Source organism: Proteus cibi, assembly GCF_003144405.1.
Lineage (GTDB): Bacteria > Pseudomonadota > Gammaproteobacteria > Enterobacterales > Enterobacteriaceae > Proteus > Proteus cibi.
On the sequence record NZ_PENW01000025.1, the window covers coordinates 14,640 to 40,626 of the forward strand.

Sequence of the window (25,987 nt, forward strand, 5' to 3'; positions counted from 1 at the left end):
ATGAAGCCTATTATTAAAAACTCATTAGCCTTAATGCTTCTACTTTTACCTGTGGCTGAAGTAATGGCAAAAACAGAGGTCACATGTACAATGGATGCCCCTGTATTTACTCGCTCAATGACAATAAACGGTACTATCTTTGTTGGGCCTGATATGCCGATAGGTTCCGTTGTTTATCAAGGACAAATAGACTATAACAACAAAGCACTAAATTATGAGTGCTCTAGTTACGATCCAGAAGATCCTGATAAAACAGTCCTTTTTATGGAAAGGCAGGAGTTGAAAATACTCAGTACCACAGGCACCCCTGTGATAAGTCCAGGTATTCCCGCTAATGTCTTTAGAACAAATAATCCAGGATTAGGCATTGTATTTTTCGCAAATAGAAATGTAGATAATACATTGCCACTCGGCATACCTAAGCTATCTTGGGAAGGACAACGCATATTAGATAAAAATAGGAGATCAATTCGGTATTTTGCCTCACCAATATTACATTATTCAATAATTAAAATTGGTCCAATTCAACCGGGTATTTTTGATCTAACTGACATTGCACGTATGCAACTTGATGTAAATTATCCTAATAAAAATCAAGTTGATGCACCTGGCTTTCCCATTATAGCCTCATATATAGATGTTACAGGTTCCATAACTGTGACATCTTCAAGTTGTAAAACTCAAGATTACACCGTAGAACTTGGCTCGCATGAAACTGCCACACTACCTGCCAAAGGCAGTTCAACCAAATGGATAAACTCCGATATTATATTAACCAACTGCCCTGCATTTAGAGGTTATTATTCAGGAAAGAAAGGTAATGTATACACAAGTGAAGTGGGTCAAACATTCCCTGAACGCGATCCTAATGAATTAAGAGTCACCATTAAACCTGTAAATCCAGCTATTCCAGAATATCCTGGCACTTTTAAAGTCAATGATGTACCGGGTGCGGCTAAAGGTGTCGGTATCCAACTTGCATTTGGTGATGTAGGAGAAAATTTTGTTAAATTTAATACGCCAACCGCCTTTGCACAGCCAATCACGGAAAAAGCAGGTACAGTCAGCATTCCATTACGAGCACGTTATATTCGTGTCGATGACCGATTATCGGCAGGTTCCGCCAATGGTGCTGCAACCTTTATGATTGAATATTATTAATTTTTACTCTGTTTGCCAACAACATAAAACTCACTCTGATAACCTAAATCAGCGTGAGTTTTTTAATCATAACTACGCGTGTTCCTCAACTTGAAAAACAGCGACATTATCCATTAAGAGTTGTGCTTTTTCGTCTAACATCATGGTGGATGTTGCACTTTGATCAACTAGCGATGCATTTTGCTGCACAACGGTATCCATCTGATTAATCGCTACCGCTATTTGCTCAATGCCTAAACTTTGCTCTTCAGAAGCAAGGCTTATTCCCTGCATAATCTTATTTAGTTTAGTAATTGAAGAGACCATCTCTTCCATATGCTCACCGGTTTTATTCACCAACTGAGTACCATGAGAGACATCCGCCATGGATTCTTTAATAATATGATTAATCTCTTTTGCCGCTTCTGCACTTTTAGCTGCTAAGTTTCTTACCTCTACGGCAACAACTCTAAAACCACGACCTTGATCACCCGCTCTTGCGGCTTCTACGGCGGCATTCAATGCCAAAATATTGGTTTGGCTTGCAATGCCATTAATTACGTCGTTGATTTCACCCACTTTTACCGCACCATTTTCTATTTTTTTCATCGAGCTAATGGCATCTTTCATAATGATTGAACCATCCATAGCAACATTATGCGCTTCAGTAGTAATATCATTTGCTAATACGGTATTTTCTGTATTATTTGCCACTGCTGTTTTTATCTCTTCCATACTTGCAGCGGTTTGTTGCAGTGCACTTGCTTGCTCTTCAGTACGAGATGATAGCTCTTGATTGCCTGATGCAATTTCAGTGGCTTCTTTTTTCATCTCTGACGCCTCTTTTTTAACGGCTAATATTGTGGACGTTAATGATTTTTGCATATCACTGACATGAGAAAATAGCTTGCCAAACTCATCTTTACTTTCTTTGGGTAATGTAAAAACCAAATTTCCCTCACCCACTTTTTTTAAAATATCAGAAAGTAAATTAAGGTTGAAAATAAACTTCTCATTTACCCAGCGAATAACCACATACAACATGGTTAATAAAATTATTAATGATATAAGCGTTGAATAGAGAGAGAAATGAACCATTGATAACTGTTGATGACTAATAGTGTCATTATTGGTTTTTGTTATAAGAAAATAGTTATCAAATAACTTAGAGAGATGTTCAAAATCTGAGGCAAAGGTTTCATCTTTGAAATCTATCGAGTTTATATTATTAATAGATAAAAGAAGCCTATCAATAAGATTATTAAATAGCTTAGAGACTGCTATTGCACTTTCCTGTGCTTGAGCTGTGTTTTTTTTCTCTGTTACCCAGCTAGTAATAATTTTCTTAGCATTCACTGCTAGCGCTTTAGTTTGTCCAATAACTTTATCATCTACTGCGTTACTCTCCTCGCTGTTTTGCATAATAAAATTCACATTAGAGCGCATTGTTGCGAGTTCATATCTCGCTTCTTGAACATCGGTAAAGCGCGTTGATAATGCTTCCGCCAGTGAGAAATTATTTTGCATTCTATAAATAAAGAATAATGATATTGCAGATGAGAGAAAAAATAGAAACAACAATATTATCGCGCCAAGCTTAGCCGAATTTTTAATGTTCATAATAAGAAACACCTATGTACTCATATTAATATCAATAAATTATATTTTCTTATCGGCACTAAATACCTTTTATTTAAATCAAACAAAAATTAATAATATTATATTTTTTATAGTGTTATTATCTTTATATAGAAAAACAATCATATTATTTCAAGTAACAACTCAAATATATTTAAACTCTAAAATAAACCGATAAATATTATTATTAATAATTAATCAATAATTTATTAAATTAACATTTTTGATGGCTTTTATTTTATGTAGCACTTTGTTTTTACTTATCAAACGTTTTGTGCGTGTTTAAAAAGAGGATCATTACCCGTAAATTCCCTACTACTACCTGATTTTTTCAACAATGATATAATAAACAAAATTACTCCTCGAACCCTGATGATTTACGGAGCCTTACCCTGTATGCAACCCCAATTTGAAAACGCGAAAAATACCGTAAAAACGTTATCAGTGTTTGATTTTGATGGCACGCTAACCTATCACGACAGTTTTATTCCTTTTCTAAAATTTGCCTTTGGTAAACGTAAATTCTCACGCCGTTTAATTAAAATGGTATTACCGACATTACGTTGTTTTAGACGCAAACTCACCCGTGATGAACTAAAAGAAGTGCTGATCAAAACTTTTCTAACCAATATTGAAGAACAATGGTTAAAAGAAAAAGCAGAACAATTTTGCCAGCTTTACTGGACTAAATTAATGCGCCCTACGGGCTTATTCGCTGTTGCAGAAGAAGTAAATAGCAATGCTGAAGTAACGATTTGCTCTGCATCACCTGCGATGGTGTTAGAGCCTTTTGCAAAACGCTTAGGCATTAAACTAATAGGAACAACACTTGAAGTTGTTGATGGGAAGCTGACAGGTAAAATTATTGGCAATAATTGCCGTTGTGGTGAAAAAATCAAACGATTAGAAGCGGTATACGGCGACTTAACACAATACCATTTAAGGGCGTGGGGAGACTCTCGTGGTGATCATGAATTACTTTTCGCCGCGCAAGATCCTCATTGGCGTCACTTTCATACTGGTCGTCGTAAAGCTAAAAATTCACCAATCAAAGTAACAGCAAAAAAAGAGTCTTAATTGCTGATTATTTTCTTATCGATACAAACAAATAGCCCCCGCAATGCGAGGGCTAAATAGCGTCTTAGATATTGACGCCGTGTTGTGCGGCTAACGCACCTAAACCACCGGCAAAACCTTGCCCAACGGCTTTGAATTTCCACTCTGCGCCATGGCGATATAACTCACCAAAGATCATTGCTGTTTCTGTTGATGCATCTTCAGAAAGATCAAAACGTGCAATTTCAGTGTTATTGTCGTTGTTATAAACGCGCATAAAACTGTTGCTGACCATACCAAAGTTTTGTTTGCGGTTTTCTGCATCATAAATAGTGACTGCGAATACCAGTTTTTTCACTTCAGCAGGGACTTTTGATAAAGTGATTTTAACTTGCTCATCATCACCATCGCCTTCCCCAGTTCGGTTATCTCCTTGGTGTTCAACGCTTCCACATTGACTCACTTTGTTATTAAAGAAGATAAAACTTGCATCTGAAAGTACTTTTCCATCTTCACCTACCATGAATACTGACGCATCTAAGTCAAACTCTGCGCCATCTGTCACGCGGGCATCCCATCCTAGACCAACCATAGCAACCGACATTGTTGGTGCTTCTTTAGTCAGAGAAACATTACCACCTTTAACGAGGGAAACTGCCATATCAAAGCTCCTACTTTATTGAATAAACTGGCAATCACATCTTATGACTGCCAGCGGTTAGTATTTTACCAATCGGCTATCAAGAGGCATTAATACCGTATTGCGCACAAACTGAACCTAAACCACCCGCATAGCCTTGACCAACCGCGCGGAATTTCCACTCTGTACCATGGCGATATAACTCACCAAATAACATTGCAGTTTCCGTTGAGGCATCTTCCGTTAAGTCATAACGAGCAACTTCGATTTGGTTGTCATCATTAACTAAACGAATAAATGCACCCGATACTTGACCAAAACTTTGGCGGCGCGCTTGCGCATCATGGATCGTGACAACGAAGATAACCTTATCGACATCATTTGGGATCATGTCTAATTTGATTTTCAGCGCTTCATCATCACCATCGCCTTCACCTGTGCGGTTATCACCGGTATGAACAACAGAGCCATCAGCAGATCTTAAATTGTTATAAAAAATGAAATCGGCATCGCTACGCACTTTTCCATTTGCAGCTAACAGAAATACAGATGCATCTAAGTCAAAATCTTGACCATCTGTAGAACGGGCATCCCAACCAAGTCCGACAAGGACGTTTTTCATCGTTGGGGCTGCTTTGCTCAGAGAGACATTACCACCTTTAGAAAGAGAAACGCTCATTTTATAACCTCTTTAGTTTTGTTTTTAATATTCTGATTTCTCAAGAATATTTGTTAATTTGTCTTACCTTCATCATCTTTTTTCTCTGGGAATACAAAGCTTGCAATAATACCCAGAGCAAGAACACCTAGCACAACAAATAAGCTAGTTGTCGCGGAGATACTGTATCCATGTTGCCAGATATGATCTGTTGCATTTAAACCTAGTTTTGCAGCAATAAAGAACAACAACACAATAACCGCTTTTTCAAGGTAAACCAGATACTGTTTTAACGCTTCTAACACAAAGTAGAGCGTACGTAAGCCTAAGATTGCAAACATCATTGCACTATAAACAATGAGGGGTTCACGGCTTACTGCGATAATAGCGGGAACCGAGTCGAAAGCAAACATCACATCGGAAAGCTCTACAACAGCCACACAGAGCATAAGTGGTGTTGCATATAACGCTGCTTTTGTACCACGACCGATAGTAATTTCTTTGTTTTCTGGTTTTGCTAATTCAGCATCGACTTCTTTTTGTGTTAATACGAAAGCGTGCCCTGTGATTTTTGGCCATATAGGGAAAAATCGTTTAACTAAGCGATACGCAAGATGTTGTGAATAGTCTTCAATCTCTTCACTATCATCACCGCTTTTCAGCATCATTACTGCCGTCCAAGCAACGATTAAGGCAAATACTATCTCAACATATGGTCCTAAACTTAACAGTCCTGTACCGATGGCAACAAAGATCCCACGGAAAACGATAGCACCGATGATACCCCAATAAAGAACGCGGTGACGGAAGCGGTCAGGTACAGCAAACCAAGAGAAAATCGCCATCATGACAAATAAGTTATCAACAGAAAGCACTTTCTCTAATGCATAACCTGTCACGAATAAGCTCGCGACTTCTGCACCATGGTGAATATAAAGGAATCCTGCGAATGCCATTGCAACGGCAACCCAGAATATAGACCAAAATATGGCATTCTTTAACGTTATCGGCTTATCTGCACGATGCATAAATAAGTCGATAAAAATAGCGCCAATCGCAAGTACAACAAAGACAATGACAGTTTCTGTCGGAAAACCAATATGTGTGGATACCATAATAATTCCTGAACGGTTCCCTATATTAAATTAATTACAAACCAAATTCTGCGGGCTCAAAGCCTAATGCAATGGCAATAGCACGCACAGCTTCTTTTTCATCATTGTCAAAATCACCATCACTTTTCGCAACAGCAATACCGACACGAATAGCTAATTGCGCAGCTTCTGGCTGATCTTTCATTGCCAGAATATACTTCATGGTTTCGCCTTTACCGACTTCAGTATCGAACTCGAAACTCAGGATTAGCTTATTAAAGAATTCGATAACTTCAGTAGTATCAAAAACTTTAAGTTCATCCGATGCTTTTAAAAAACCAAGCATCTTCTGTTTTTCTTCAGAACTCACACCGTCACTTGCAATGGCGATACGCGCACAAACCGCAACAGTACCTTGCATAAATTTTTTGTTTTTAAAGCGACCAACTTGCTTGGCTAACTCAGAACGGCCTGTATTAAAACCTTCTTTTAATTTGTTAAAAAAACTCATGTTTATTTTCCTTATATCAACTTGATCACTTAGAACCCGCTGTCCAGCGAAATCCCCACCCGTAGGCATTATCCATATCACGGTGGCCTTTAAAAAACTCATTGAGACGTTCAACTTTTATTGATCCGTTCTCATTAACAAGTCGGGCAATCGCACACATACCACGCCCATTATTACCATCCGTTAAGCGTGTCTCGATAGGTGGTTGCTCAGGGACATGAATGGTAACGACGCCATCCGTCTTGCTCCAATTCGGTACACCTTCATAAATAAACGCGAAAATCAGCACTTGCTTAATATTTTTCCATTCACGTCCATTTACGAAAATCCATTCACCACCAGCAACATCACCTGTTCGGTCATCACCTTGTAACTCAACATAAGGCATGCGATTAAAATCACCAAAACCATTACCTAATGCTTGAATAACCGATTTATGCCCACCTTGCAGTTCAACAAAAGCACCAATATCTAAATCGATACCTTTATTGCCGCCGAATAATCCACCTAATAATCCAGAACCTCCACTTTTGCTTTCACGATGCCAATCAAGATTGATTCGAATTTTACCGAAGTCATCTTTTTTCGTTAGGCTGATTGCTGGTTTCTCTTTAGTTAAAGAGACCTTACTTAAGTTCACTGAACTTGGCGCTGGTGTTGGCGCTGGTGTTGGTGCTGGTTTCGGTGCTGGTGTTGGTGTTGAGTCTGCGATATCAACACCAAAGTGTTCTGCTAATGGCTTTAAGCCACCGTTAAATCCTTGAGCAATGAAACGGAATTTCCAACTACCATTACGACGATACAACTCACCTAAAATTAATGCCGCTTCGGGACGACCGTTAATATCAACATTACCGTTCGCCACAACTTCATTATTAGCATCAACTTGAATGGATAATCGTTGTAAATTTGCGATAGTTTGTTGACCATCACAAGTCGCTGTAAACGCAATTTTTTCGACATCTGGACGTAAACGCGTTAAATCCACAGTAAAAGACGTGCTATTTCCGGCTGTCGCATAAATAACAGTGCGATCATCACTGGCTGTCTGTCCATAAAACACCATATCGCTATCGCCATTCACTTTACCTGACGCATAAAGTCTAAAAGCGGATACGTCAACAGGCGCCCCTGATTGAATTCTAACGATTAATGTTTGATTAGGAACGGGTAAGTTCCCACCTGGAGTCATATTCATTTATCGCACCACCGTAGCTACAATATCAGGCATCATGTCGTTAATAACACGGCCTTTACAAGGCGCACCAGACGCAGTGAAATCCCATTGACCATGATTACGTTGTAAAGAAGCAATCACGATACCTGTGTGAGAGCCTTGCTCTGTTAAGGTATAACGCACTAGCTCTTTATTCGTTGCTTTATCAACAACTCGGCAGAATGCGTTTTCAACTTCATTAAAGGTTTGTCCACGGAAACTGTTTACTGTGAATACCAAATATTCAACATTTGTTGGTAAACGGTTTAAGTCAACGAAGATTGTTTCATCATCGCCATCACCGTCACCCGTTAAGTTATCACCAGAGTGAATAACTGACTGACAACTTGATTTTAATTTTCTAAACCAAATGGTATCGATTTGATGACCACTTGCGTCAAGCAATACGCAACTTGCATCTAAATCAATAGAACCACCACCACCAAAAAGACCGCCTAATAATCCTTTTTTCTTAATCGGATCCCAGCCCAAACCAAACATTAAATGGCTCAGTGTAGGTGCTTGTTTACTGAGAGAAACTGTTTGATTCTTGCTTAATGAAACCATAATTAAATTCCTTCAGAGGTAGAGTGAAACAATAACGCCATTTGTGATTAATTCCATATCTTGAAAATCATCATATCATGATGAAGTACATGAGCAAGACTATTTTTCTGAATTAAACTTAAAGTTTTGTCAACACATTGATAATAATGATGTTTTTATTGTAATAAAATATTAAAAACACAAGAAAATCATAATAATAACTCAATCAACAATCTGATTTTAAAATTAACTCAAATAAATCATATTATGATTGACATAGTTCTTCGAAATCTTCATGATTATAGGCATTGAACCCTACACTTTTATTTCACGGTATACAGAGTAATGAATAACACAGTTTGGTTTATGGAAGGCTTATCATCACAACGCGATATAATTCAAAGTGTTAAAGACTTTGCAAAACAGCAACACCAAGAGATCTTTGTGCTTGCATCTCATCGTCATACTCGAAATGAGATTTTATCGCTGGCTGATGGGGCTTTTTATGAACCTCTTGAAGAGACATTACGCTTACAATTTATCGCTGATGTTGTAAAACAGCACCAAGTCAGTGCGATTCATACTGGTCGTAATAGCGCATGGTTTGAATTACACCGGAAAGAAATCGAGTCATTTGGGGTAAAATTAACCACCGGAGCCACACAACGTGAACAGCTTCACTTAGCTGATAATAAAGTCGCATTCGCACAAGCGATGGAACAATGTGGGCTTCCAGCAGTACCTTCTATTTACATTGAGTCTATCGATGAACTAGAAGCGCATATAAACGAACCTCCTTTTGGCGAAATACCTTTATGTATCAAACCGGTAAAAGGGATTTATGGCATGGGTTTTTGGCGATTTGATAATCAGGTTTCGCCGATGGCACTGTTTAATCACCCAGAAAATCGCCAAGTTAATCCTCAACAATATCTTGAGGCATTAAAGGCGGTTGAGCGTTTTGAACCTTTAGTCTTAATGCCTTATCTACCCGGTCCTGAATACTCTGTGGATATGGTGGTTGAACAAGGTGATGTAATTGCGGCGGTGGCTCGGCGCAAAGAGGGTGCAATACAACATTTAGAAATTTCAGGCGAGGCTTATGAATTAGGTAAAGCATGTGCAACAGCGATGAAAGCTGATGGGCTTGTGAATGTGCAAACTCGACATAATCATCAAGGTTGCCCGCTGTTACTTGAAATTAATATGCGCCCTTCTGGTGGTATTGGTTATACCCAACATTGTGGAATCAATCTTGCCGGTATTTTCGCTTTACGCCAATTAGGATTAATGAGCGTTGAAGAGGCTCAAGCCCAAAATAACCATTTTACACCAACAAAAATACGCTCAATCACCGATTCTATTGTTTTCAATTCAACGTTAACAAACTTAATCAGTACGGATAATAATTAATAATGAAAAATAGTATGAGTAACTCATCCGTTTATCGTCGCCCTCTTTCTTGTGGCACATTAAGTGTGACGCCAAATTGCGCTATTGAGTTACTTGATGAATTATTTGATATTGCAGAAAGACGCAATCCTAAGCGTGCATTTTTATTTGTCAGTAAAGTATTAGGGCGGCATATCCCTGTTTCACCGAAAAAAATGCGTGAAACCTACCAAAAACTAGCCCGTCAATTTCCTGACTCACTTGAAGGTCCTGTTCTGTTTATTGGTATGGCAGAAACCGCGGTTGGTTTAGGTGCGGGTATTTTTGATGAAGTGAGAAATCGTTATCAACAGGCCATTTATTTAACATCAACGCGCCATCCTGTTGATAACGGTGAACTGCTATGTGAGTTTAAAGAAAATCATAGCCACGCAACTGATCACTTACTCTATTTACCTAAAACAGCAGAACAACGCCAATGGGTACAACAAGCAAAAACCGTAGTATTAATTGATGATGAAGCGACTACGGGTAATACCTTTATTAACCTACTTTCCGCGCTACGTGAAGACGGTGGATTAACCCATATTGAGCAAGTTATCGCGGTAACCTTAACCGATTGGAGTGGGGATTCTCTCGCTGAGCGCTCGCCATTACCGATGAAAACCCTCTCCTTAGTACAAGGGAAGTGGCAATGGGATGCCGATCCAAATGCGCCTTTACCTGTTATGCCTAATGTCAATATTACTGCATCAGGACAAGTTGCAATTACGGGTAAACAGAGCTGGGGTCGATTAGGCATGACAATACCCGCAAGTGATCTGGGTTTATCTATCAATGTTTCTTTAGGTGAAAAAATCCTTGTTTTAGGATCGGGAGAATTTGTCTGGGAACCGTTTTTATTAGCTGAACGCCTTGAAAAACAAGGTGCTATCGTAAAATATAGCTCGACAACGCGTTCACCTATTTCAACCAACTTTGCCATTCAATCGGCGATTACATTTACTGATAATTATGGTTTAGGTATTCCTAATTTCGTCTATAACGTGGCACATCAACAATTTGATCGTATTTTGCTTTGTTGTGAAACACCCGTCGAAAGTATTGATAGCCAGCTGATTGAAGCCCTCAATAAAGTTGCCCCTATTGTTGAGGTAATAAGTTATGACTAAACCCGTTATTTTAACTGATCTCGATGACACCTTATTTCAAACACGTCGTAAGATGGTGGATGAATTAGCACTAGAACCCTACAAAACTGGCGCGCTAGATAGAAGCTTAGAACCTCGTAGTTTTATGACTCAAGAGCAAGCCATGCTAGTAGATTGGATGTTAGAACATGCTGATTTAGTTCCTGTTACTGCGCGTGGAACGGAAGAGATTAGCCGAGTCACTATTCCTTTTCATTCTTGGGCGATTACCACACATGGTGCCGTGATATTAACACCAGAAGGCAATGCTGATACACAATGGCAAAACCACATCACTCAAAGCTTAGCGCCATATACACAGCGTTTGTTGACACTACAACAATCAATTACGCAATTAATGGCAGAGCGAAATATTGATGGTTGGGCTCGTATTAACTATGAATACGATGATTTGCCTATTTATTTAGTCATGAAGCATAACGATAGCACTCGATTAGACGAGCTATATGCCATAGGTGATGAGATAGAAAAAACATTCTCAACCGAAGGTTTTTATATTCATCGCAACAGCAACAATATTGCTTGGTTACCGGAGCCTATCGAAAAAGGCAAAGCTGTTACCTATTTGCTCAATAAATTAAAAGCTGAGCGTGGTGTTTTCCCTGTGATTGGATTCGGTGACAGCCTAAGTGATCATCGCTTTATGAAATTATGCAGTTGGTATGGACTTCCTCGTCAAAGCCAGTTTGCAGATGCGATCAACACAAAAATTTTTGGAGAATAAACATGATGGATCATAAACCTTTTTCAGGCTCTTATGTATCAGGAGATGTCGATTTCCTACTTCAACCGGTTAATATCGAAATGACGCCCGTTGAGTTAAAAGAAGAACTAATACAATCGGGTAAACGTCACTATTCAGACATGCTAAGTCAAGAGCCAGAGCCAACAACATGGCATTTAGATCTCTTTGAAAAAGCGCTAGAAACAGGTGCTACACGCTTAGCCACTGAAGTCATCATGTTGGCTAAATCACTGATTGAACGTTTTGGTGATACCCCAATTATCTTGACCAGCCTTGTTCGTGCAGGTGTTCCTTTAGGCGTCATGTTGCAACAAACATTGCGTAAAATGGGAAAAACCACTTACCACTACGGCATGAGTATTATTCGCGATAGAGGTATTGATAGCGAAGCACTTTCATGGATAGAACAACGTCACGGCACAGAAGGTATTGTGTTTGTCGATGGATGGACAGGAAAAGGCGCGATTACGGGTGAACTTATTCGTTCATTATCTGGGCGAAAAGGCTATCCAGACCAACCTCGCCTTGTCGTCCTTGCTGATCCTTGTGGCTGTGCATGGCTAAGTGCTAGCGATGAAGACTGGCTTATCCCCTTTGGGATCATGGGAGCGCCTGTTTCAGGATTAATTTCACGTTCAATTTGGACGGAAAAAGGCTTTCACGGTTTTGTGGATTGCCAACATTTAAAACAGTATGAATGCAGTCGTTACCTAGTTGATACTGTCGGAAAAGTCGTTGATACATTAATCGATAACGATATTCCACTCGCCACATTTAAAGAACAACAATCAGACTTAAAAAAGCTGAGCGAAAACGTCGTTAGTTCACTTGCAAACAAATATGATATTTCAAATATCAATCGTATAAAACCCGGTATTGCTGAAGCTACACGTGCGGTTTTACGTCGTGTACCTGATCATGTTCTTGTGAGAGAAATAACCGATCCTGATGTCGCATTACTGGTTTATCTTGCGCAGGAAAAAAATATTGCTGTTATTGAAGCAGGGCAAGCGCTTGGTCAATATCGTGCAGTGACTATCATTAAAAAGGTGAAATAATGATTGAACGATTATCCCCATGGAATTTAGGGGCAACACTTTATATGCCCGCAACACGAACAGATATCGCGACGACAATTATCAACCAGAAAATTGAAGGATTACGCTCTTTAATTATCTGTTTAGAAGATGCCGTGAGTGATGCTGATATTCCTGTTGCATTAGAAAACTTGGCGACATTATTAAATACTTTAGCAGAGCACAAAAAAAGCAGTGATTGTAGCCATTGGCCACTGCTATTTATTCGCCCTCGCCACACTGAAATGGGTCAATGGATCACTGAAAACCTTGATGTCAGTGCCATTGATGGTCTTGTTTTACCTAAATTTACGCAAGCGTCTCTGCCTGTTTGGTGGAATATTATTGAAAATACGCATTTATGTATGATGCCAACACTTGAAACAGAAGAAGTGTTTGATGTTATTCAAATGACAGCGCTTGCAAACCACCTACTAACTCACCCTTGTCATAACAGAATTATTGCCCTACGTATTGGTGGTAATGATTTAATGAATGTCATTTCTCTTAGACGTAATCGCCAATTAACACTTTATGATGGCCCAATGGGTTATGTGATAAAAATGTTAGTTGCTGTCTTTGGGGCTCGCCAATTTGCCCTCACCGCACCCGTTTGTGAGCATATTGATGATCACCATATTATGGATAAAGAGCTGGCACTTGATATTGCTAATGGTCTTGTAGGCAAAACAGCAATCCATCCTAAGCAAATTCATAAAATTGAACAAGCTCTGATGGTATCTCAATCCGATCATTCAGATGCATTACGTATTTTGAATTCGACACAAGCCGTTTTCAAATCACAAGGTGCAATGTGTGAACCAGCAACACATCGTCGCTGGGCATTGAGTATTTTAACTAGAGCTAAAATTTATGGCATTGTTCCTAACCAACAAAATAATGCTCAACGTTTTAACGCAACATAAAATACTCTATAACGGGCAGGAGTCTCTATGAGATAAAATAATTATCTTATATTGATTTTGATTTATAAGTTTCTAGTTAAAGCATGTTATCTTTAACTAGAACTTATAAAAATAACATAAAATTTTTTATTTAAAAAAGTGCATTTTTTTTATTTCAATTATTAATTTATACTACATTTAATAGGAAGCTTATTTTATTTATCTTTGTTAACGCAGAACAAAAATAATAGAAATTATTGCTGAATATTTTAACACACGAATGACATAATAAATGGTAACTAAGCATGCAATTAAGCACTCGTCAGGTCAGAGTCTTTACACTGGCAACTCTTTTAAGTTCAGGAAAAAAGGTTCCAACCATTAAGATTATTTCTGCTCTTGAATGCTCAGAGCCTACGTTAACTCGCGTATTAAAAGAGATAAGAGATTCTTATGGTGCTGAAATAAAATACAGCAAAGCTTCTCGCGCCTATCAAATGACTGAACGAGGTCAACTCGATAGTAAGGCATTACGCCGTATGCGTGAGGCATTATCCGCCAGTGAAGATCTTCGCCACAATGGAATGACAAGCCGAGTTTATCTTGATAAAGATAAGAAGAAATCTGTTTCACTTTCATTAAAAATGTCGGCATTACGCAAGATTGATAGATTATCTTATTTAAATAATTCCACACGTAGTGAAGCTGTTGAATTATTAGTTGATCACTATATTGAAAATTTAATTCAATCAACACTTGCTGAAATAGCAGAGAAAGAAAAAGAAAAAAAGAATTAAAATTAAATAATAAAAAGTAACTTGACACTTCGGTATCAAGTTATTTTTTATAAAATGACAAAAATAAAAAAACGTATAAAAAACTTATTTAATAAAGTTAATTTATATATTTAATTATACTTTTGTTGTATTTTAAATAACTTTAAAAACAAAAAAACAATAACACATAATGCTTTGAATTTATTGATTTTTATAAATTTTACTATTTTTAGTTAAAAGGCGTATTTATACTTAATCATTATTAGCCCTTCATTTAATATTACTCTTATTAGGACAATTCAATAAAATACATTTTCTTTAATAAAAGAAAATCGCTTCATCACTCAATTAAAGGGTAATAAACAGGTAAATTCCTCTTTTATTTTACTTTTCATACTATCTTCATTCAGATTAATAATATCGGACAATCATCACTGCGTTTTCTCTCTAATTTAATTAAACTAAGCATAATCTCAATTGAACACCTTCATGAGTCGGTTAGTATATTAATCGCTTATTTCTATCTCACTCACAGGATAAATGCATGAGAAGATTGCCAGTTTACCTTTTACTTGATACATCAGGCTCCATGCATGGAGAACCTATTGCAGCAGTAAAAAATGGCGTTGAAATGCTCTTATCAACACTACGCCAAGATCCTTACGCATTAGAAACCGCTTATATTTCTATCATCACCTTTGACTCAACCGCACAACAGATTGTGCCACTCACTGATTTAATCAATTTTAAAGTCCCTGATTTAGTCGCAAGTGGAACAACCGCATTAGGTTCTGCGCTCACTTTAGTTTCTAGCCGGATTGAAAAAGAAGTACAAAAAACCACAGCTGAAACAAAAGGCGATTGGCGCCCGTTGGTCTTTGTGATGACAGATGGCGCGCCCACCGACGATTGGAAAAAAGGCGTTGAGAAATTTAAAGCCGCACGCACTGGCGTTGTTATTGCATGTGCAGCAGGACAATCAGCACAAACGGATGTACTCAAAAATATCACTGAAATTGTATTACAGCTAGATACGGCAGATTCCAACACCATTAAGTCTTTCTTTAAGTGGGTTTCAGCCAGTATTTCTGTAGGGAGTCAAAAGGTCGATTTAACTAAGAAAGAGATTAGTGAGCTTGATGACTTACCGCCACCCCCTCCTGAGGTTAACGTTGTACTTTAAATAAAAAGGAATGAATATGTCTATTAGTTTAAAAAAAGGACAAGGTGTTAGTTTAAAGAAAAATGAATATGACCTTTCCTCTGTCACTATCGGTTTAGGCTGGGATATCAACGAAGAAAAACGCGGATTCCTTGGCGGGCTTTTTGGTAAAAAAAGCGAAGAATACGATTTAGATGTTATCGCCTTCTTATGTGGTGAAAACGGCAAAGTCAACGATTTAGGTAAAATTGAAGGTGGGCAACCTTCTCTCGTCAACGGCGATATTATTTTCTTCAATAGTCTACAACACAAATCAGGGCAAATTTGGTTAACCGGTGATAACCGAACAGGTGCTGGTGATGGCGACGATGAGCAGATCATCGTGAAATTAAACACACTCGATCCTAAATTTACCAAAATTGTCTTTATTGTTCAGATTTACAATGGTCGAGAACGACAACAACACTTTGGTAAAGTACAAAACGCCTTTATTCGTGCAGTTGATGCAAAAAATATAGAAATGGCTCGTTTTGATTTATCTGGAGGCGAAGCCTTCAACAATCAACGTTCAATGCTGTTTGCTGAATTAGTCAGAGAAGAAAATGGCTGGAAACTTAACGCCATTGGTGAGCCATCAAGTTCAGATAGCTTTATTTCTTACTTAAAGGACTTCACCTAATGAGAAGACTTCCTGTTTACCTGCTAATTGATACTTCAGGATCAATGAGAGGTGAATCTATTCATGCAGTTAACGTGGGGATACAAACAATGCTTAATGCATTGAGACAAGATCCTTACGCATTAGAAAGTGTGCATATCTCTATCATTACCTATGATAACGAGGCACGAGAATTTATCCCATTAACTGCATTAGAAGATTTTCAATTCTCTGATATCACCGTACCTAGCTCTGGCGGTACTTTCACGGGTGCAGCGCTAGAATGTTTAATCCAGTGTGTTGATCGTGATATTAAGCGTTCCGATGGTGACCAAAAAGGGGACTGGCGTCCTCTCGTCTTTTTAATGACAGATGGCACACCTTCTGATGCTTACGCCTATGGTGAAGCAATTAAAGAGGTGAAAAAACGTTCATTTGGTTCGATCATCGCTTGCGCAGTGGGTCCTAAAGCCAAACACGATCACCTGAAAGAACTCACCTCTCAAGTGGTCGCTTTAGAAACGCTAGACTCCAATGCTTTTTCTGGCTTTTTTAAATGGGTTTCTGCCAGTGTCGCCTCCGGCAGTTCAAGTGCTGGCGTGAATACAGATAAAGATACTCTACCGCCGCCACCGCCTGAAATCCAACTGGTACTGTGATCCACAAAAGCAAAGCGCTTAAAAAGGCTTTGCTTTTATTTTATTCAAGCGTTGGTTTATCCATCACAATATATAACAGCCACGATAAAGCGATAAGGTATAACAATGAGAAGGCTCCCCATTTTCTTTGTTTTAGATTGTTCAGAGTCGATGATCGGTGAAAACCTTAAAAAGATGAATGACGGTCTAACGACGATTATTAACGATCTAAGGCGAGATCCCCACGCCCTTGAAACAGCGTGTGTTTCTGTTATCGCCTTTGCTGGCGTTGCTAAAACCATTGTTCCACTTACTGAAGTCGTCTCTTTTTATCCTCCTCAACTTCCTTTAGGTGGAGGCACTTCATTAGGCAGCGCATTACGTGAACTTTCTCACCAAATCGACACTCAAGTCAGGAAAACCACGCTTGAACAAAAAGGCGATTGGAAACCTGTCGTTTACCTTTTAACTGACGGCAGACCTACCGATGATTACGCACAAGAGATCACGCGCTGGAAAGCCCACTATGCCAACAAAGTTAACTTAATTGCGATTGGATTAGGCTTAAGTGCAGACTTACATGTACTGTCGCAATTAACTGAAAATGTGCTGTTATTTACTGAAGCACAAGAAGGCGATTTTACACGTTTCATTAAATGGATAACGATGTCAGTGGTTTCTCATAGCCGAAGTGTTGGCGAAGAGCCACCACCACTTTTAAGCCAAACAGAGCATATTGTTCGTCTTGCAAAAGATGATGTTGCTCGTGCCTATGATGAATCTTGTGTCACTTTTGTCGGGCGTTGTAGCCACACACGCTCACCTTACTTAATGAAATATGAACGCCCGCCAATGAAAGCGTCAGGGCTCGATTTTAATCTCAACCTTAATGGCTTTAACTTAACGGGCTGCTACACCTTAAATGAAGATTACTTTACATGGAGTGATCTCAGCGCCACGGCATATCAAGTTAACACCAGCGAACTTCATGGTACGCCCGGTTGCCCTTATTGTGGCAATGCGACAGCTTTTGCCGTTTGCCAATGTGGTAAATTACTCTGTGTAAATGGCCCTGAAACCGTTATTTGCCCTTGGTGTGATAACAACATCACCTTTGGTGATAACAGCAACCAATCTGACTTTGATGTCACACGAGGTAAAGGCTAATGGATAAAAAAGCCCTACTCACAAAACTGATTATTGATGACACGCTGACACAACATCGTATCCCCGTCCATGAAGAGCTCGTTATTGCGCTGTATGAAGATGTGGAAATATCCCAACACATTGATTTTATTATTAATAAAATCAAAACCAAAACAGCAGAAAAAATAACACCGCAAGACAAAGTACAACCTATTCTTCTGTTATTGCCACCCGCTCGTGATTTAACCTCTGAAGAAATCGCATTACCAGAAGAGAAGCCATTAAAACCAGGTCAAATTCCAACACATTCATCATCAATGCCAACAGAAAAACCGATTATTCAGCGCCCTACGGCAAAAATTACCCTTTCTAATGCCAAAGTAGGTACCGCGTTCAACTCCACGCTCAATATCGAGCTAAATACTCTCGAAATTGCCGAAATTGAAGCGGTTGATGTTCCAGAAGAGCTTGGAATAACCTTTGATCATGAAAGTTGCTGCTTAGTCGGTATGCCAACAAAAAGTGGCAATTTCACCTTGGTTATCCATTGGTCTGTTAATGCCATTCGCTATCAAAATGAAGTCTTATTAATTATCAATCCTGATCCGCGTAGTTTATGGCAAATCAATGAGCCTCCTGCTGATAGTCCTTATCCCAAAGCACATATTGATAGCAAACTGATCCTTGAAAAAGACATTCGTATTGCTGGTGCAAGCCGCCGCGGACGTTCTCATGAACATGCCGGCACTTTCCGTGATGATGATTTTTATATTCATCACGATAACCAAAGCCAATGGAGTATTTTAATTGTCGCGGATGGTGCAGGCAGTGCGCGTTATTCTCGAGAAGGCTCACGCATTGCTATCAATACCGTAAGTCACTATTTAAAATCACAGTTAAGCGTAGAAAACGCAGCATTTAAACCTCATCTTGAGGCCATCCATCAATGGAATGACAACAACGCGATTAATCAAGTGGGTAGCTTTTTTGCCCAACTTTTTCGTAATGCGGCGCAATTAGCGATTAATAACCTTAAAAACGAAGCCATTCATATTAATGAACCGGTAAAATCTTTTTCTACGACCTTATTAGCCACCGTTTCTTTACGCATCAATAATGAGTTATTTGCGGCTTCATTTTGGATGGGAGATGGTGCGATTGCCGCTTATGGCCCCGCAGGAAAAGTGCGTGTTTTAGGTATTCCCGATAGTGGTGAATATGCAGGACAAACCCGTTTTCTTGATGATAGTGCGCTCAACGATGCTGAATTTAATCGACGCATTATTATTGGTAAGTGGAAAGAGATTTCACATCTTATTTTAATGACAGACGGGGTGTCCGATCCGGTATTTGAAACGGATAATGGCTTACAAGATCCCAATAAATGGACTGCACTTATTGATGAAATATCGCCTTGTTTAGCCTCTCCTGAAAATGCAGATAACGCATTGGCTGAATGGCTGAATTTCTTTTCAGCAGGCAATCACGATGACCGCACTCTGGTTGTGGCTTGGTAATCATAAAAGAGAGAATGGGTGAGTTTCATGGCAGAGATCATTACCTGTACAACGCAAAGTGGAAAAACAGTTCAGTACGTCAATGAGATTATTGGCTCTGGCTCAATGAAAGATGTCTATTTTTCCCCTGACCGAACCTATGTTGTTGCCTTCTACAAAACAAAACAGAATGCGCAAGCCAAAGATAGAATCGATATGATCACAGGCAATTATCGACATAATATCTTTGAACAAAGTGGTGGCGAATATTGGAAAAACCTCTTTTGCTGGCCAACAGATGTTGTCGAACATCAAGGCAAAATTGGTATTGTTGTTCCGACTTATCAATCCCACTTTTTCTTTAAATATGGTTCTAAAAACAATGACTTTCTTGCGATAAAAGGTCGAGAAAAAGAAGGTAAATGGTTTGCAAGCGCCAATAACCAAAATAAATTTCTCGATCCCCGCGAAAGAGGCAATCTATTAAATTACTTGAAAGTCTGTTTATTACTCTCTCGTGCTGTACGCAGAATGCATGCGGCAGGCTTATGTCATAGTGATTTAAGTTATAAAAACGTCCTTATCGATCCTGAGCAAGGTCATGCCTGTGTCATTGATATTGATGGTTTAGTGGTTCCTGGAAAATACCCCCCTGATGTCGTGGGAACCCCTGATTTTATTGCGCCAGAGGTGGTAAAAACCAGTCATTTACCGAAAGAAGATCCTAACCGTATCTTGCCCAGTATCACAACAGATAGACACGCCCTTGCGGTATTAATCTACATGTATCTGTTTTATCGCCATCCTTTACGGGGCGGTAAAATTCACGATCTTGACGATGAAATGCGTGATGAAACACTCTCTATGGGTGAAAAAGCGTTGTTTATTGAGCATCCAACTGATCGTAGCAATGCAGTAAAACTGAATCAGGTAAAACCGTCATCGCTACCTTGGGCTGATCCTGAAAAGATCCCATACACGATTATGGGCCCCTACCTAACGCCTCTTTTTGAAAGAGCCTTTATTACAGGATTACACGATCCTTCACAACGCCCTACCGCAGATGAATGGGAGACGGCTTTAGTCAAAACGGTAGATTTAGTTCAGCCTTGTCAAAATAAAGATTGTGAACAGCAATGGTATGTTTTTTCTGGCAAAACACAGCCCGTTTGTCCTTATTGTCACACACCTTATAAAGGTCAATTACCGATTTTAAACCTCTACTCTTCGCGTAAGGCTGGTAGCTTTAGACCGGACGATCACCGCTTAATGGTTTGGAGTAATCAATCACTCTTCCCTTGGCACGTTAATCGTCTTATTGCGCCCAATGAACGCACCACTGATGAACAGAAAAAGCGTGTTGGTTATTTTGTTTATCACAATTCAACATGGTGGCTGGTTAATGAGCGTATTAAGGGATTAATGGTATTACCGGAGAAAAAACCGATCCCTATTGGCGATAAAATTGCGCTGACAGATGGATTACAATTTGTGTTATCAACTGAAGAAGGCGGACGACTGGTTGTGGTGCAATTAGTCTCAAATTAATAAAGAAAGAGAATAACCCACTTGATTAACAAAGGGTTATTCTCTTTTTATTGATTAAATTCTTAACTTATTTTTTAAGAAAAACGGGGCAATAATCTTATTTCAGCTGTTCTATTTAAATTAAAGTCAGATCACATATTCACATCTCACCCTTACTATCTAGCACTAACGTTCAATATTGGATATCAAGATCCCAGTTTATTAATCCCTCACACTTACAATACCGCACAGTGATAATTGGAGGGGCTAATGAAAACTAAAAATAAAATCAATGTGCTAGAACTTATTTCGCCAGAAATGCAACAAGTCATGCAATTTTATGCAGATAATCTGCAACCTGCGCCGGAAAGTAATGACTACCCTTCGATGCGCCTTGCTTATAATCAAGACAGACGTTATTGGAATGCAGATGCACCAGAGATGTTTAGTATTCGAGATATTTCCGTTAACACGTCTTATGGCGAGGTATTAACACGTCTTTATCAACCCAAAGAAAAAACACCAGCCACCCTCTATTATCTTCATGGTGGTGGTTTTATTTTAGGGAATTTAGATACCCACGATCGCATAATGCGACTGCTTGCCTGCTATACCTGTTGTACTGTGATTGGTATTGATTATTCACTGTCACCAGAAGCGCATTATCCACAAGCGATTGATGAATCAGCACAGGTTTGTCAGTATTATCATCAAAATGCAAAACACTATGGTATTAATACACAACATATTGGTTTTGCAGGTGATTCTGCGGGCGCTATGCTATCGCTGGCTACTGTATTATGGCTACGCGACAAACAAATTCACTGTGGTAATATCTGTGCCGCTTTGCTTTGGTATGGATTATATGGCTTACGCGATTCCACCAGCCGTCGGCTTTATGGGGGTGAATGGGATGGATTACGCCAGCAAGATCTCGAAGAGTATGATAATGCCTACTTAACCGCGTTAGGCAATCGTGATGCTCCTTATTATTGCTTATTTAATAACGATCTAACGCAAGATATTCCCCCTTGCTTTATCGCCAGCGCTGAGTACGATCCGCTAATTGATGATAGCGTGACGCTATTTAAAACCTTAGAAGCGCATCAATTAGCTTGTGAATATAAAATGTATCCCGGCACATTACATGCCTTTTTACATTATTCACGCATGATGAAAATCGCGGATGACGCCATTCGAGATGGCGCCGATTATTTTGTTAAACAACTCAATAATTAAAACTCAAGATTACGAATAAAACGATAATCCGCCGACGCCTCTTTAAGTCGATACAGACTTGCGGGGCGTCCTCTCTCTGCCCGTTTTTCTCCCGTATCAACCAATAAATCGGCTTGTTCGATCCGTCGTCTAAATGATTTTTTCTGGATCTCTTTACCAATCAGAATTTCATGAACATGTTGTAACTCTGGCAAAGTAAACACTTCTGGCAATGCAAATCCGGGAACAATCGAATAGAGTGACTTTTGCTTTAATCGCTCTCTTGCTTGTGCAATTAATTCATGGTGATCAAACGCTAAGCTTTGTTGTGCAATCTCATCAATAGGACACCAGATTACCGAATCCACGGTATCAATATGTGCTTCACAGGCTTGATGTGCAATCAACGCGGTATAACAGACCGTCACAGACCAACCTCTTGCATCACGCTGGTTATTTCCCACAGAACAGAGTTGCTCAATATAAGGGGGGATCACCCCTGTTTTCTCTTTTAATTTTCTTAGCACAGTATCTTCAAGGCATTTGTCCTTCATTTCATCGACAAATCCACCGGGTAAACCCCATTTTCCTTTTTCAGGATGTTCCCCTCTTTTCACCAACAATACTTTTAACTGCTCTTCATGATAAGTAAACAGTACCGCATCAACAGTAATCAGTGGAGATAGGAAATCACGGCGGTTATAGCTGGCTAAAAAATCTTGTTCATTCATGGCGTAAGTTTTATTAGAAAACGATAAAACTATTTTAAGGTTAAACAGCAAAAAATCAAATTTTGTCATAAAGACACTAAATCAGTTGACAAGCATAGTGTCGATAAGACACAATCCAGTTATTGTCATAAAGACACTAACTGGAGAAAAACTATGTTTAACTTAAATTACTTTAAAGCTGACTCATCAACATTCATTATAAAATCCGTCAATGGTAACGTTCGTCAACAAGGCAAAGGCTTGAGCTTTTGGTATAACTCAGCCACAACCTCTATTGCAGCATTACCTTTAAACGCGCAAGAAGCTCCTTTTATTTTTAACTTTCAAACCTCGGACTTTCAGGGTTTACGCATTCAAGGGCAAATCTCCTTTCAGGTTAAAACACCGGAAAAAGCCGCAGAAGTGCTTAACTTTAACTTGAGCAAAAACGGCAAATCCTATGCCTCTGAAGATCCACTCAAACTCAGTGATCGTGTTGTGCGTATTGCACAAACCTTAATTCAAGCAAAGATCCAAAGCACGCCTCTTAGAGAAGCGTTATTACTTAGCCAATCATTAGTCACTTTGGTGATGGAACAATTAATTGAACACCCATCATTAGAAGCATTAGGTATTGCGATTTTAGACGTTTCTATTGCGGCAATCACGCCATCACCAGAAACCTTAAAAGCACTCGAAGCCGAAGCGAGAGAATCCTTACTGAAAGAAGCCGATGATGCCATTTATGCGCGTCGTAAATTCTCAGTAGAACAAGAACGCACCATTAAAGAAGCTGAACTAGAAACCGATTTATCGGTTCAACGTAAACGCCAAGAGATTGAAGAAGCACGTTTAGAAAACGAACGTACATTATTAAGGGAACAAGCTGAAATTGAAAAAGAGCGCCTTGAAGCCAAGGTTAATGCAGAAGCAAAACGCAAAGAGCTGGTCGCATTAAGTGCTGAAAATCAACGAACACAATCAGACGCCGATGCTTATGCTATTGAAGCGACCATGCGTGCTTATCGTGAATTGCCGGTTGAGAATCTAAAAGCCATGGCACTAGCAAAAATGGACTCACAACAATTGATGGCAATGGCATTTGAAACCTTAGCGCTGAATTCAGGGAAAATCGGCGAACTCAATATCACCCCTGATTTATTTAGCCAATTCATGAAAAAAGGGAATAAATAATGCAACGTAACGAAGATTTTCGCTTTGTGCTGGTGATGAGAAAAAGTCGCTTACAGGAATTAATTGAGCGGTTTAATACTTGGTCACAAGCCAAATTCTATCTAGAACACAACAATGTTGAGGTAAAGGATTACCTCAATGAACACAATTTATATCAAAAGCAACTCACAGAAGCGGAGCTGATTTTAAAATCATTAGGACGTTTTCAACTTTTAGAAAGAGGTTTATTACCTAGCTATCAATTCTCACCCCACGATATTGTAGTGGTGATTGGTCAAGATGGGCTGGTAGCTAATACGCTGAAATATCTTAATGGACAGCCCATTATTGCCATAAACCCTGATCCATCAAGATGGGATGGCAAATTATTACCTTTCGAGATTGGACAATTAAAAGAGACAGTTATTAATACCATTAACAAGAAGATGCCTTTTAAAACAGTTACTTTTGCGCAAGCAACAACCAACGATGGTCAATCATTATTAGCGGTGAATGACTTATTTATTGGTCCTAAAAGCCACACCTCTGCACGATATATTTTGCAATGGAGTGGCGCCCAAGAAGCGCAATCGTCATCAGGCATTATTGTCTCAACAGGATTGGGATCAACTGGTTGGTTTCAATCTATTCTTGCCGGTGCGATGGCAATTACGGGGGGCTCCTCGCACCCTCTGTTACAAGGTTTTAGCTGGAGCGAGCGAAAATTACAATTTAGTGTAAGAGAACCGTTTCCAAGTAGGACGACAGGCGTCGCGCTGACTTTTGGCACTATTGAGCCCGATTCCCCTTTGCAATTAGAATCTTTGATGCCAGAAAATGGCGTAATTTTCTCTGATGGCATCGAAGATGACTATTTACAATTTAATGCCGGTTGCATTGCCCACATTAGTATTGCTGACATACAAGGGCAATTAATTAGCCAAAAAGGACGTCAGCGTATTTAGATTTATTGAGCGCTCTTTAATACCGTTTCAAGTCCAGAGATCATCACATCAAGGACAAACAGAAATGCCGCATCACCATTATCACTATCCATAATTGCAACGGCTTGGGTTAATAATGGCGGATAGGCAATAACATCCGTCTCTGGTTTTTTACGCTCTTTTTGGCTTTCTTGATGCTCTTGCGTTTCAAGCACTGAACCTAATGTGAAATGCGCAATAGAACTCAGTGCATATGTGGCTTGAGATAAACTAAATCCAGCATCACACAAAAACTGTAGTTGCTGTTCTGATGTCTCAAATTGGCTTTCAGACGGGCGTGTTCCTGCATGGATTTTGCCACCATCACGATACATTAATAAGGCTTGGCGAAAGCTTTTCGCATTATTTCGCAAAAAATCCTGCCACGTTTCATTAGGCAATGGCAAAACATGATGATGATGTTTTTGCAAAATAGTTTCTGCTAATGCATCCAACAAAGCGCGCTTATTTTTTACATGCCAATAAAGCGTTGGTTGCTCAACACCGATTTTTTGTGCCAACTTACGCGTTGTTAATCCTTCGACACCAACTTCATTAAGTAAAATCAACGCATTATCAATAACTTGTTCTTTATTTAGCTTTGCCATTATCTACCTCAAACTAAAACAGCCTTGACAATCTATCACTGATAGAGTTATTTTACACCAACTC

Annotated in this window: 26 protein-coding genes; 17 read left to right on the forward strand and 9 right to left on the reverse strand. The window is 39.2% G+C overall.

Annotated elements, in window-relative coordinates; all coding sequences use genetic code 11:
• Positions 1-1,161 (forward strand): fimbrial protein, encoded by a 1,161-nt coding sequence (locus tag DK865_RS13360; protein WP_109392142.1) that lies wholly within the window; start codon positions 1-3, stop codon positions 1,159-1,161.
• Positions 1,162-1,233: 72 nt separating this feature from the next.
• Here the strand turns inward: DK865_RS13360 and DK865_RS13365 are convergent, their stop codons facing one another.
• Positions 1,234-2,760, reverse strand: a complete 1,527-nt coding sequence (locus tag DK865_RS13365; RefSeq protein ID WP_109392143.1) for a methyl-accepting chemotaxis protein — start codon at positions 2,758-2,760, stop codon at positions 1,234-1,236.
• Positions 2,761-3,174: 414 nt separating this feature from the next.
• On the opposite strand from DK865_RS13365, the gene DK865_RS13370 reads away from it, so the two are divergent.
• Positions 3,175-3,855 carry an HAD family hydrolase gene (locus DK865_RS13370; RefSeq protein WP_023582789.1) on the forward strand — a complete coding sequence of 227 codons (681 nt, stop codon included), beginning with the start codon at positions 3,175-3,177 and terminating at the stop codon, positions 3,853-3,855.
• A 64-nt stretch (positions 3,856-3,919) separates the two neighbouring features.
• On the opposite strand, the gene DK865_RS13375 is transcribed toward DK865_RS13370, so the two are convergent.
• From DK865_RS13375 to DK865_RS13400, 6 genes are all read right to left on the reverse strand, one after another.
• Positions 3,920-4,495, reverse strand: a complete 576-nt coding sequence (locus DK865_RS13375; protein ID WP_023582790.1) for a TerD family protein — start codon at positions 4,493-4,495, stop codon at positions 3,920-3,922.
• Between the two features lie 79 nt (positions 4,496-4,574).
• On the reverse strand, positions 4,575-5,153 hold the full coding sequence (locus DK865_RS13380) for a TerD family protein (RefSeq protein ID WP_006536043.1): 579 nt from the start codon (positions 5,151-5,153) through the stop codon (positions 4,575-4,577).
• Positions 5,154-5,206: 53 nt separating this feature from the next.
• Positions 5,207-6,247 (reverse strand): TerC/Alx family metal homeostasis membrane protein, encoded by a 1,041-nt coding sequence (locus DK865_RS13385; RefSeq protein ID WP_109392144.1) that lies wholly within the window; start codon positions 6,245-6,247, stop codon positions 5,207-5,209.
• A 34-nt stretch (positions 6,248-6,281) separates the two neighbouring features.
• Positions 6,282-6,737 (reverse strand): tellurite resistance TerB family protein, encoded by a 456-nt coding sequence (locus DK865_RS13390; protein ID WP_023582792.1) that lies wholly within the window; start codon positions 6,735-6,737, stop codon positions 6,282-6,284.
• A gap of 25 nt (positions 6,738-6,762) precedes the next feature.
• Entirely contained in the window at positions 6,763-7,935 is a 1,173-nt protein-coding gene (locus DK865_RS13395) for a TerD family protein (protein WP_109392145.1), read from the reverse strand.
• Positions 7,936-8,520, reverse strand: a complete 585-nt coding sequence (locus DK865_RS13400) for a TerD family protein (protein ID WP_023582794.1) — start codon at positions 8,518-8,520, stop codon at positions 7,936-7,938. It abuts the gene before it with no gap.
• Between the two features lie 324 nt (positions 8,521-8,844).
• Between DK865_RS13400 and DK865_RS13405 the strand changes: the two genes are divergently transcribed.
• From DK865_RS13405 to aes, 13 genes are all read left to right on the forward strand, one after another.
• Complete coding sequence (locus tag DK865_RS13405) at positions 8,845-9,912, forward strand: ATP-grasp domain-containing protein (protein WP_109392146.1); 1,068 nt, start codon at positions 8,845-8,847, stop codon at positions 9,910-9,912.
• A gap of 2 nt (positions 9,913-9,914) precedes the next feature.
• Positions 9,915-11,063, forward strand: a complete 1,149-nt coding sequence (locus tag DK865_RS13410) for a phosphoribosyltransferase domain-containing protein (RefSeq protein WP_109392147.1) — start codon at positions 9,915-9,917, stop codon at positions 11,061-11,063.
• A complete protein-coding gene (locus DK865_RS13415; RefSeq protein WP_109392148.1) occupies positions 11,056-11,826 on the forward strand; it encodes an HAD family hydrolase in 771 nt (256 codons plus the stop codon). Before DK865_RS13410 ends, DK865_RS13415 begins: the two co-directional genes overlap by 8 nt.
• A 2-nt stretch (positions 11,827-11,828) precedes the next feature.
• Positions 11,829-12,905, forward strand: a complete 1,077-nt coding sequence (locus DK865_RS13420) for a cysteine protease StiP family protein (RefSeq protein ID WP_109392149.1) — start codon at positions 11,829-11,831, stop codon at positions 12,903-12,905.
• The gene (locus DK865_RS13425; protein WP_023582798.1) at positions 12,905-13,849 is read left to right on the forward strand and encodes an HpcH/HpaI aldolase/citrate lyase family protein; all 945 of its coding nucleotides are present in this window, start codon (positions 12,905-12,907) and stop codon (positions 13,847-13,849) included. Before DK865_RS13420 ends, DK865_RS13425 begins: the two co-directional genes overlap by 1 nt.
• Positions 13,850-14,133: 284 nt before the next feature.
• Entirely contained in the window at positions 14,134-14,625 is a 492-nt protein-coding gene (locus DK865_RS13430) for a hypothetical protein (RefSeq protein ID WP_023582799.1), read from the forward strand.
• A gap of 523 nt (positions 14,626-15,148) precedes the next feature.
• Complete coding sequence (locus tag DK865_RS13435; RefSeq protein ID WP_036913863.1) at positions 15,149-15,787, forward strand: vWA domain-containing protein; 639 nt, start codon at positions 15,149-15,151, stop codon at positions 15,785-15,787.
• A gap of 16 nt (positions 15,788-15,803) precedes the next feature.
• Positions 15,804-16,445: a TerD family protein gene (locus DK865_RS13440; protein WP_109392150.1), complete on the forward strand. Its 642-nt coding sequence runs from the start codon at positions 15,804-15,806 to the stop codon at positions 16,443-16,445.
• Positions 16,445-17,083 (forward strand): vWA domain-containing protein, encoded by a 639-nt coding sequence (locus DK865_RS13445; protein ID WP_023582802.1) that lies wholly within the window; start codon positions 16,445-16,447, stop codon positions 17,081-17,083. Before DK865_RS13440 ends, DK865_RS13445 begins: the two co-directional genes overlap by 1 nt.
• A 105-nt stretch (positions 17,084-17,188) precedes the next feature.
• Complete coding sequence (locus DK865_RS13450) at positions 17,189-18,229, forward strand: TerY-C metal binding domain-containing protein (RefSeq protein ID WP_036913870.1); 1,041 nt, start codon at positions 17,189-17,191, stop codon at positions 18,227-18,229.
• On the forward strand, positions 18,229-19,725 hold the full coding sequence (locus tag DK865_RS13455) for a PP2C family serine/threonine-protein phosphatase (protein WP_109392151.1): 1,497 nt from the start codon (positions 18,229-18,231) through the stop codon (positions 19,723-19,725). The genes DK865_RS13450 and DK865_RS13455 overlap by 1 nt, the downstream gene beginning before the upstream one ends.
• 27 nt (positions 19,726-19,752) lie before the next feature.
• Positions 19,753-21,252 carry a helix-hairpin-helix domain-containing protein gene (locus DK865_RS13460; RefSeq protein ID WP_109392152.1) on the forward strand — a complete coding sequence of 500 codons (1,500 nt, stop codon included), beginning with the start codon at positions 19,753-19,755 and terminating at the stop codon, positions 21,250-21,252.
• A gap of 249 nt (positions 21,253-21,501) precedes the next feature.
• Complete coding sequence (gene aes, locus DK865_RS13465) at positions 21,502-22,470, forward strand: acetyl esterase (protein WP_109392153.1); 969 nt, start codon at positions 21,502-21,504, stop codon at positions 22,468-22,470.
• On the opposite strand, the gene DK865_RS13470 is transcribed toward aes, so the two are convergent.
• Positions 22,467-23,180, reverse strand: coding sequence for an NUDIX hydrolase (locus tag DK865_RS13470; protein WP_036913897.1), 714 nt, complete (start codon positions 23,178-23,180; stop codon positions 22,467-22,469). The two genes, aes and DK865_RS13470, sit on opposite strands and share 4 nt — an antisense overlap.
• Positions 23,181-23,333: 153 nt before the next feature.
• Here DK865_RS13470 and DK865_RS13475 point away from each other — a divergent pair, with 153 nt between their 5' ends.
• Both DK865_RS13475 and DK865_RS13480 read left to right on the forward strand, forming a co-directional pair.
• The gene (locus tag DK865_RS13475) at positions 23,334-24,353 is read left to right on the forward strand and encodes an SPFH domain-containing protein (RefSeq protein WP_023582808.1); all 1,020 of its coding nucleotides are present in this window, start codon (positions 23,334-23,336) and stop codon (positions 24,351-24,353) included.
• The gene (locus tag DK865_RS13480; protein WP_023582809.1) at positions 24,353-25,297 is read left to right on the forward strand and encodes a diacylglycerol kinase catalytic domain-containing protein; all 945 of its coding nucleotides are present in this window, start codon (positions 24,353-24,355) and stop codon (positions 25,295-25,297) included. The genes DK865_RS13475 and DK865_RS13480 overlap by 1 nt, the downstream gene beginning before the upstream one ends.
• A 2-nt stretch (positions 25,298-25,299) precedes the next feature.
• On the opposite strand, the gene tetR(H) is transcribed toward DK865_RS13480, so the two are convergent.
• Complete coding sequence (tetR(H), locus tag DK865_RS13485; RefSeq protein WP_109392154.1) at positions 25,300-25,923, reverse strand: tetracycline resistance transcriptional repressor TetR(H); 624 nt, start codon at positions 25,921-25,923, stop codon at positions 25,300-25,302.
• Between the last annotated feature and the right edge of the window lie 64 nt (positions 25,924-25,987).

Coding starts and splice junctions, on each gene's coding strand:
- DK865_RS13360 (WP_109392142.1), top strand. CDS start 1: ATGAAGCCTATTATTAAAAACTCATTAGCCTTAATGCTTCTACTTTTA.
- DK865_RS13365 (WP_109392143.1), bottom strand. CDS start 2,760: ATGAACATTAAAAATTCGGCTAAGCTTGGCGCGATAATATTGTTGTTT.
- DK865_RS13370 (WP_023582789.1), top strand. CDS start 3,175: ATGCAACCCCAATTTGAAAACGCGAAAAATACCGTAAAAACGTTATCA.
- DK865_RS13375 (WP_023582790.1), bottom strand. CDS start 4,495: ATGGCAGTTTCCCTCGTTAAAGGTGGTAATGTTTCTCTGACTAAAGAA.
- DK865_RS13380 (WP_006536043.1), bottom strand. CDS start 5,153: ATGAGCGTTTCTCTTTCTAAAGGTGGTAATGTCTCTCTGAGCAAAGCA.
- DK865_RS13385 (WP_109392144.1), bottom strand. CDS start 6,247: ATGGTATCCACACATATTGGTTTTCCGACAGAAACTGTCATTGTCTTT.
- DK865_RS13390 (WP_023582792.1), bottom strand. CDS start 6,737: ATGAGTTTTTTTAACAAATTAAAAGAAGGTTTTAATACAGGCCGTTCT.
- DK865_RS13395 (WP_109392145.1), bottom strand. CDS start 7,935: ATGAATATGACTCCAGGTGGGAACTTACCCGTTCCTAATCAAACATTA.
- DK865_RS13400 (WP_023582794.1), bottom strand. CDS start 8,520: ATGGTTTCATTAAGCAAGAATCAAACAGTTTCTCTCAGTAAACAAGCA.
- DK865_RS13405 (WP_109392146.1), top strand. CDS start 8,845: ATGAATAACACAGTTTGGTTTATGGAAGGCTTATCATCACAACGCGAT.
- DK865_RS13410 (WP_109392147.1), top strand. CDS start 9,915: ATGAAAAATAGTATGAGTAACTCATCCGTTTATCGTCGCCCTCTTTCT.
- DK865_RS13415 (WP_109392148.1), top strand. CDS start 11,056: ATGACTAAACCCGTTATTTTAACTGATCTCGATGACACCTTATTTCAA.
- DK865_RS13420 (WP_109392149.1), top strand. CDS start 11,829: ATGATGGATCATAAACCTTTTTCAGGCTCTTATGTATCAGGAGATGTC.
- DK865_RS13425 (WP_023582798.1), top strand. CDS start 12,905: ATGATTGAACGATTATCCCCATGGAATTTAGGGGCAACACTTTATATG.
- DK865_RS13430 (WP_023582799.1), top strand. CDS start 14,134: ATGCAATTAAGCACTCGTCAGGTCAGAGTCTTTACACTGGCAACTCTT.
- DK865_RS13435 (WP_036913863.1), top strand. CDS start 15,149: ATGAGAAGATTGCCAGTTTACCTTTTACTTGATACATCAGGCTCCATG.
- DK865_RS13440 (WP_109392150.1), top strand. CDS start 15,804: ATGTCTATTAGTTTAAAAAAAGGACAAGGTGTTAGTTTAAAGAAAAAT.
- DK865_RS13445 (WP_023582802.1), top strand. CDS start 16,445: ATGAGAAGACTTCCTGTTTACCTGCTAATTGATACTTCAGGATCAATG.
- DK865_RS13450 (WP_036913870.1), top strand. CDS start 17,189: ATGAGAAGGCTCCCCATTTTCTTTGTTTTAGATTGTTCAGAGTCGATG.
- DK865_RS13455 (WP_109392151.1), top strand. CDS start 18,229: ATGGATAAAAAAGCCCTACTCACAAAACTGATTATTGATGACACGCTG.
- DK865_RS13460 (WP_109392152.1), top strand. CDS start 19,753: ATGGCAGAGATCATTACCTGTACAACGCAAAGTGGAAAAACAGTTCAG.
- aes (WP_109392153.1), top strand. CDS start 21,502: ATGAAAACTAAAAATAAAATCAATGTGCTAGAACTTATTTCGCCAGAA.
- DK865_RS13470 (WP_036913897.1), bottom strand. CDS start 23,180: ATGAATGAACAAGATTTTTTAGCCAGCTATAACCGCCGTGATTTCCTA.
- DK865_RS13475 (WP_023582808.1), top strand. CDS start 23,334: ATGTTTAACTTAAATTACTTTAAAGCTGACTCATCAACATTCATTATA.
- DK865_RS13480 (WP_023582809.1), top strand. CDS start 24,353: ATGCAACGTAACGAAGATTTTCGCTTTGTGCTGGTGATGAGAAAAAGT.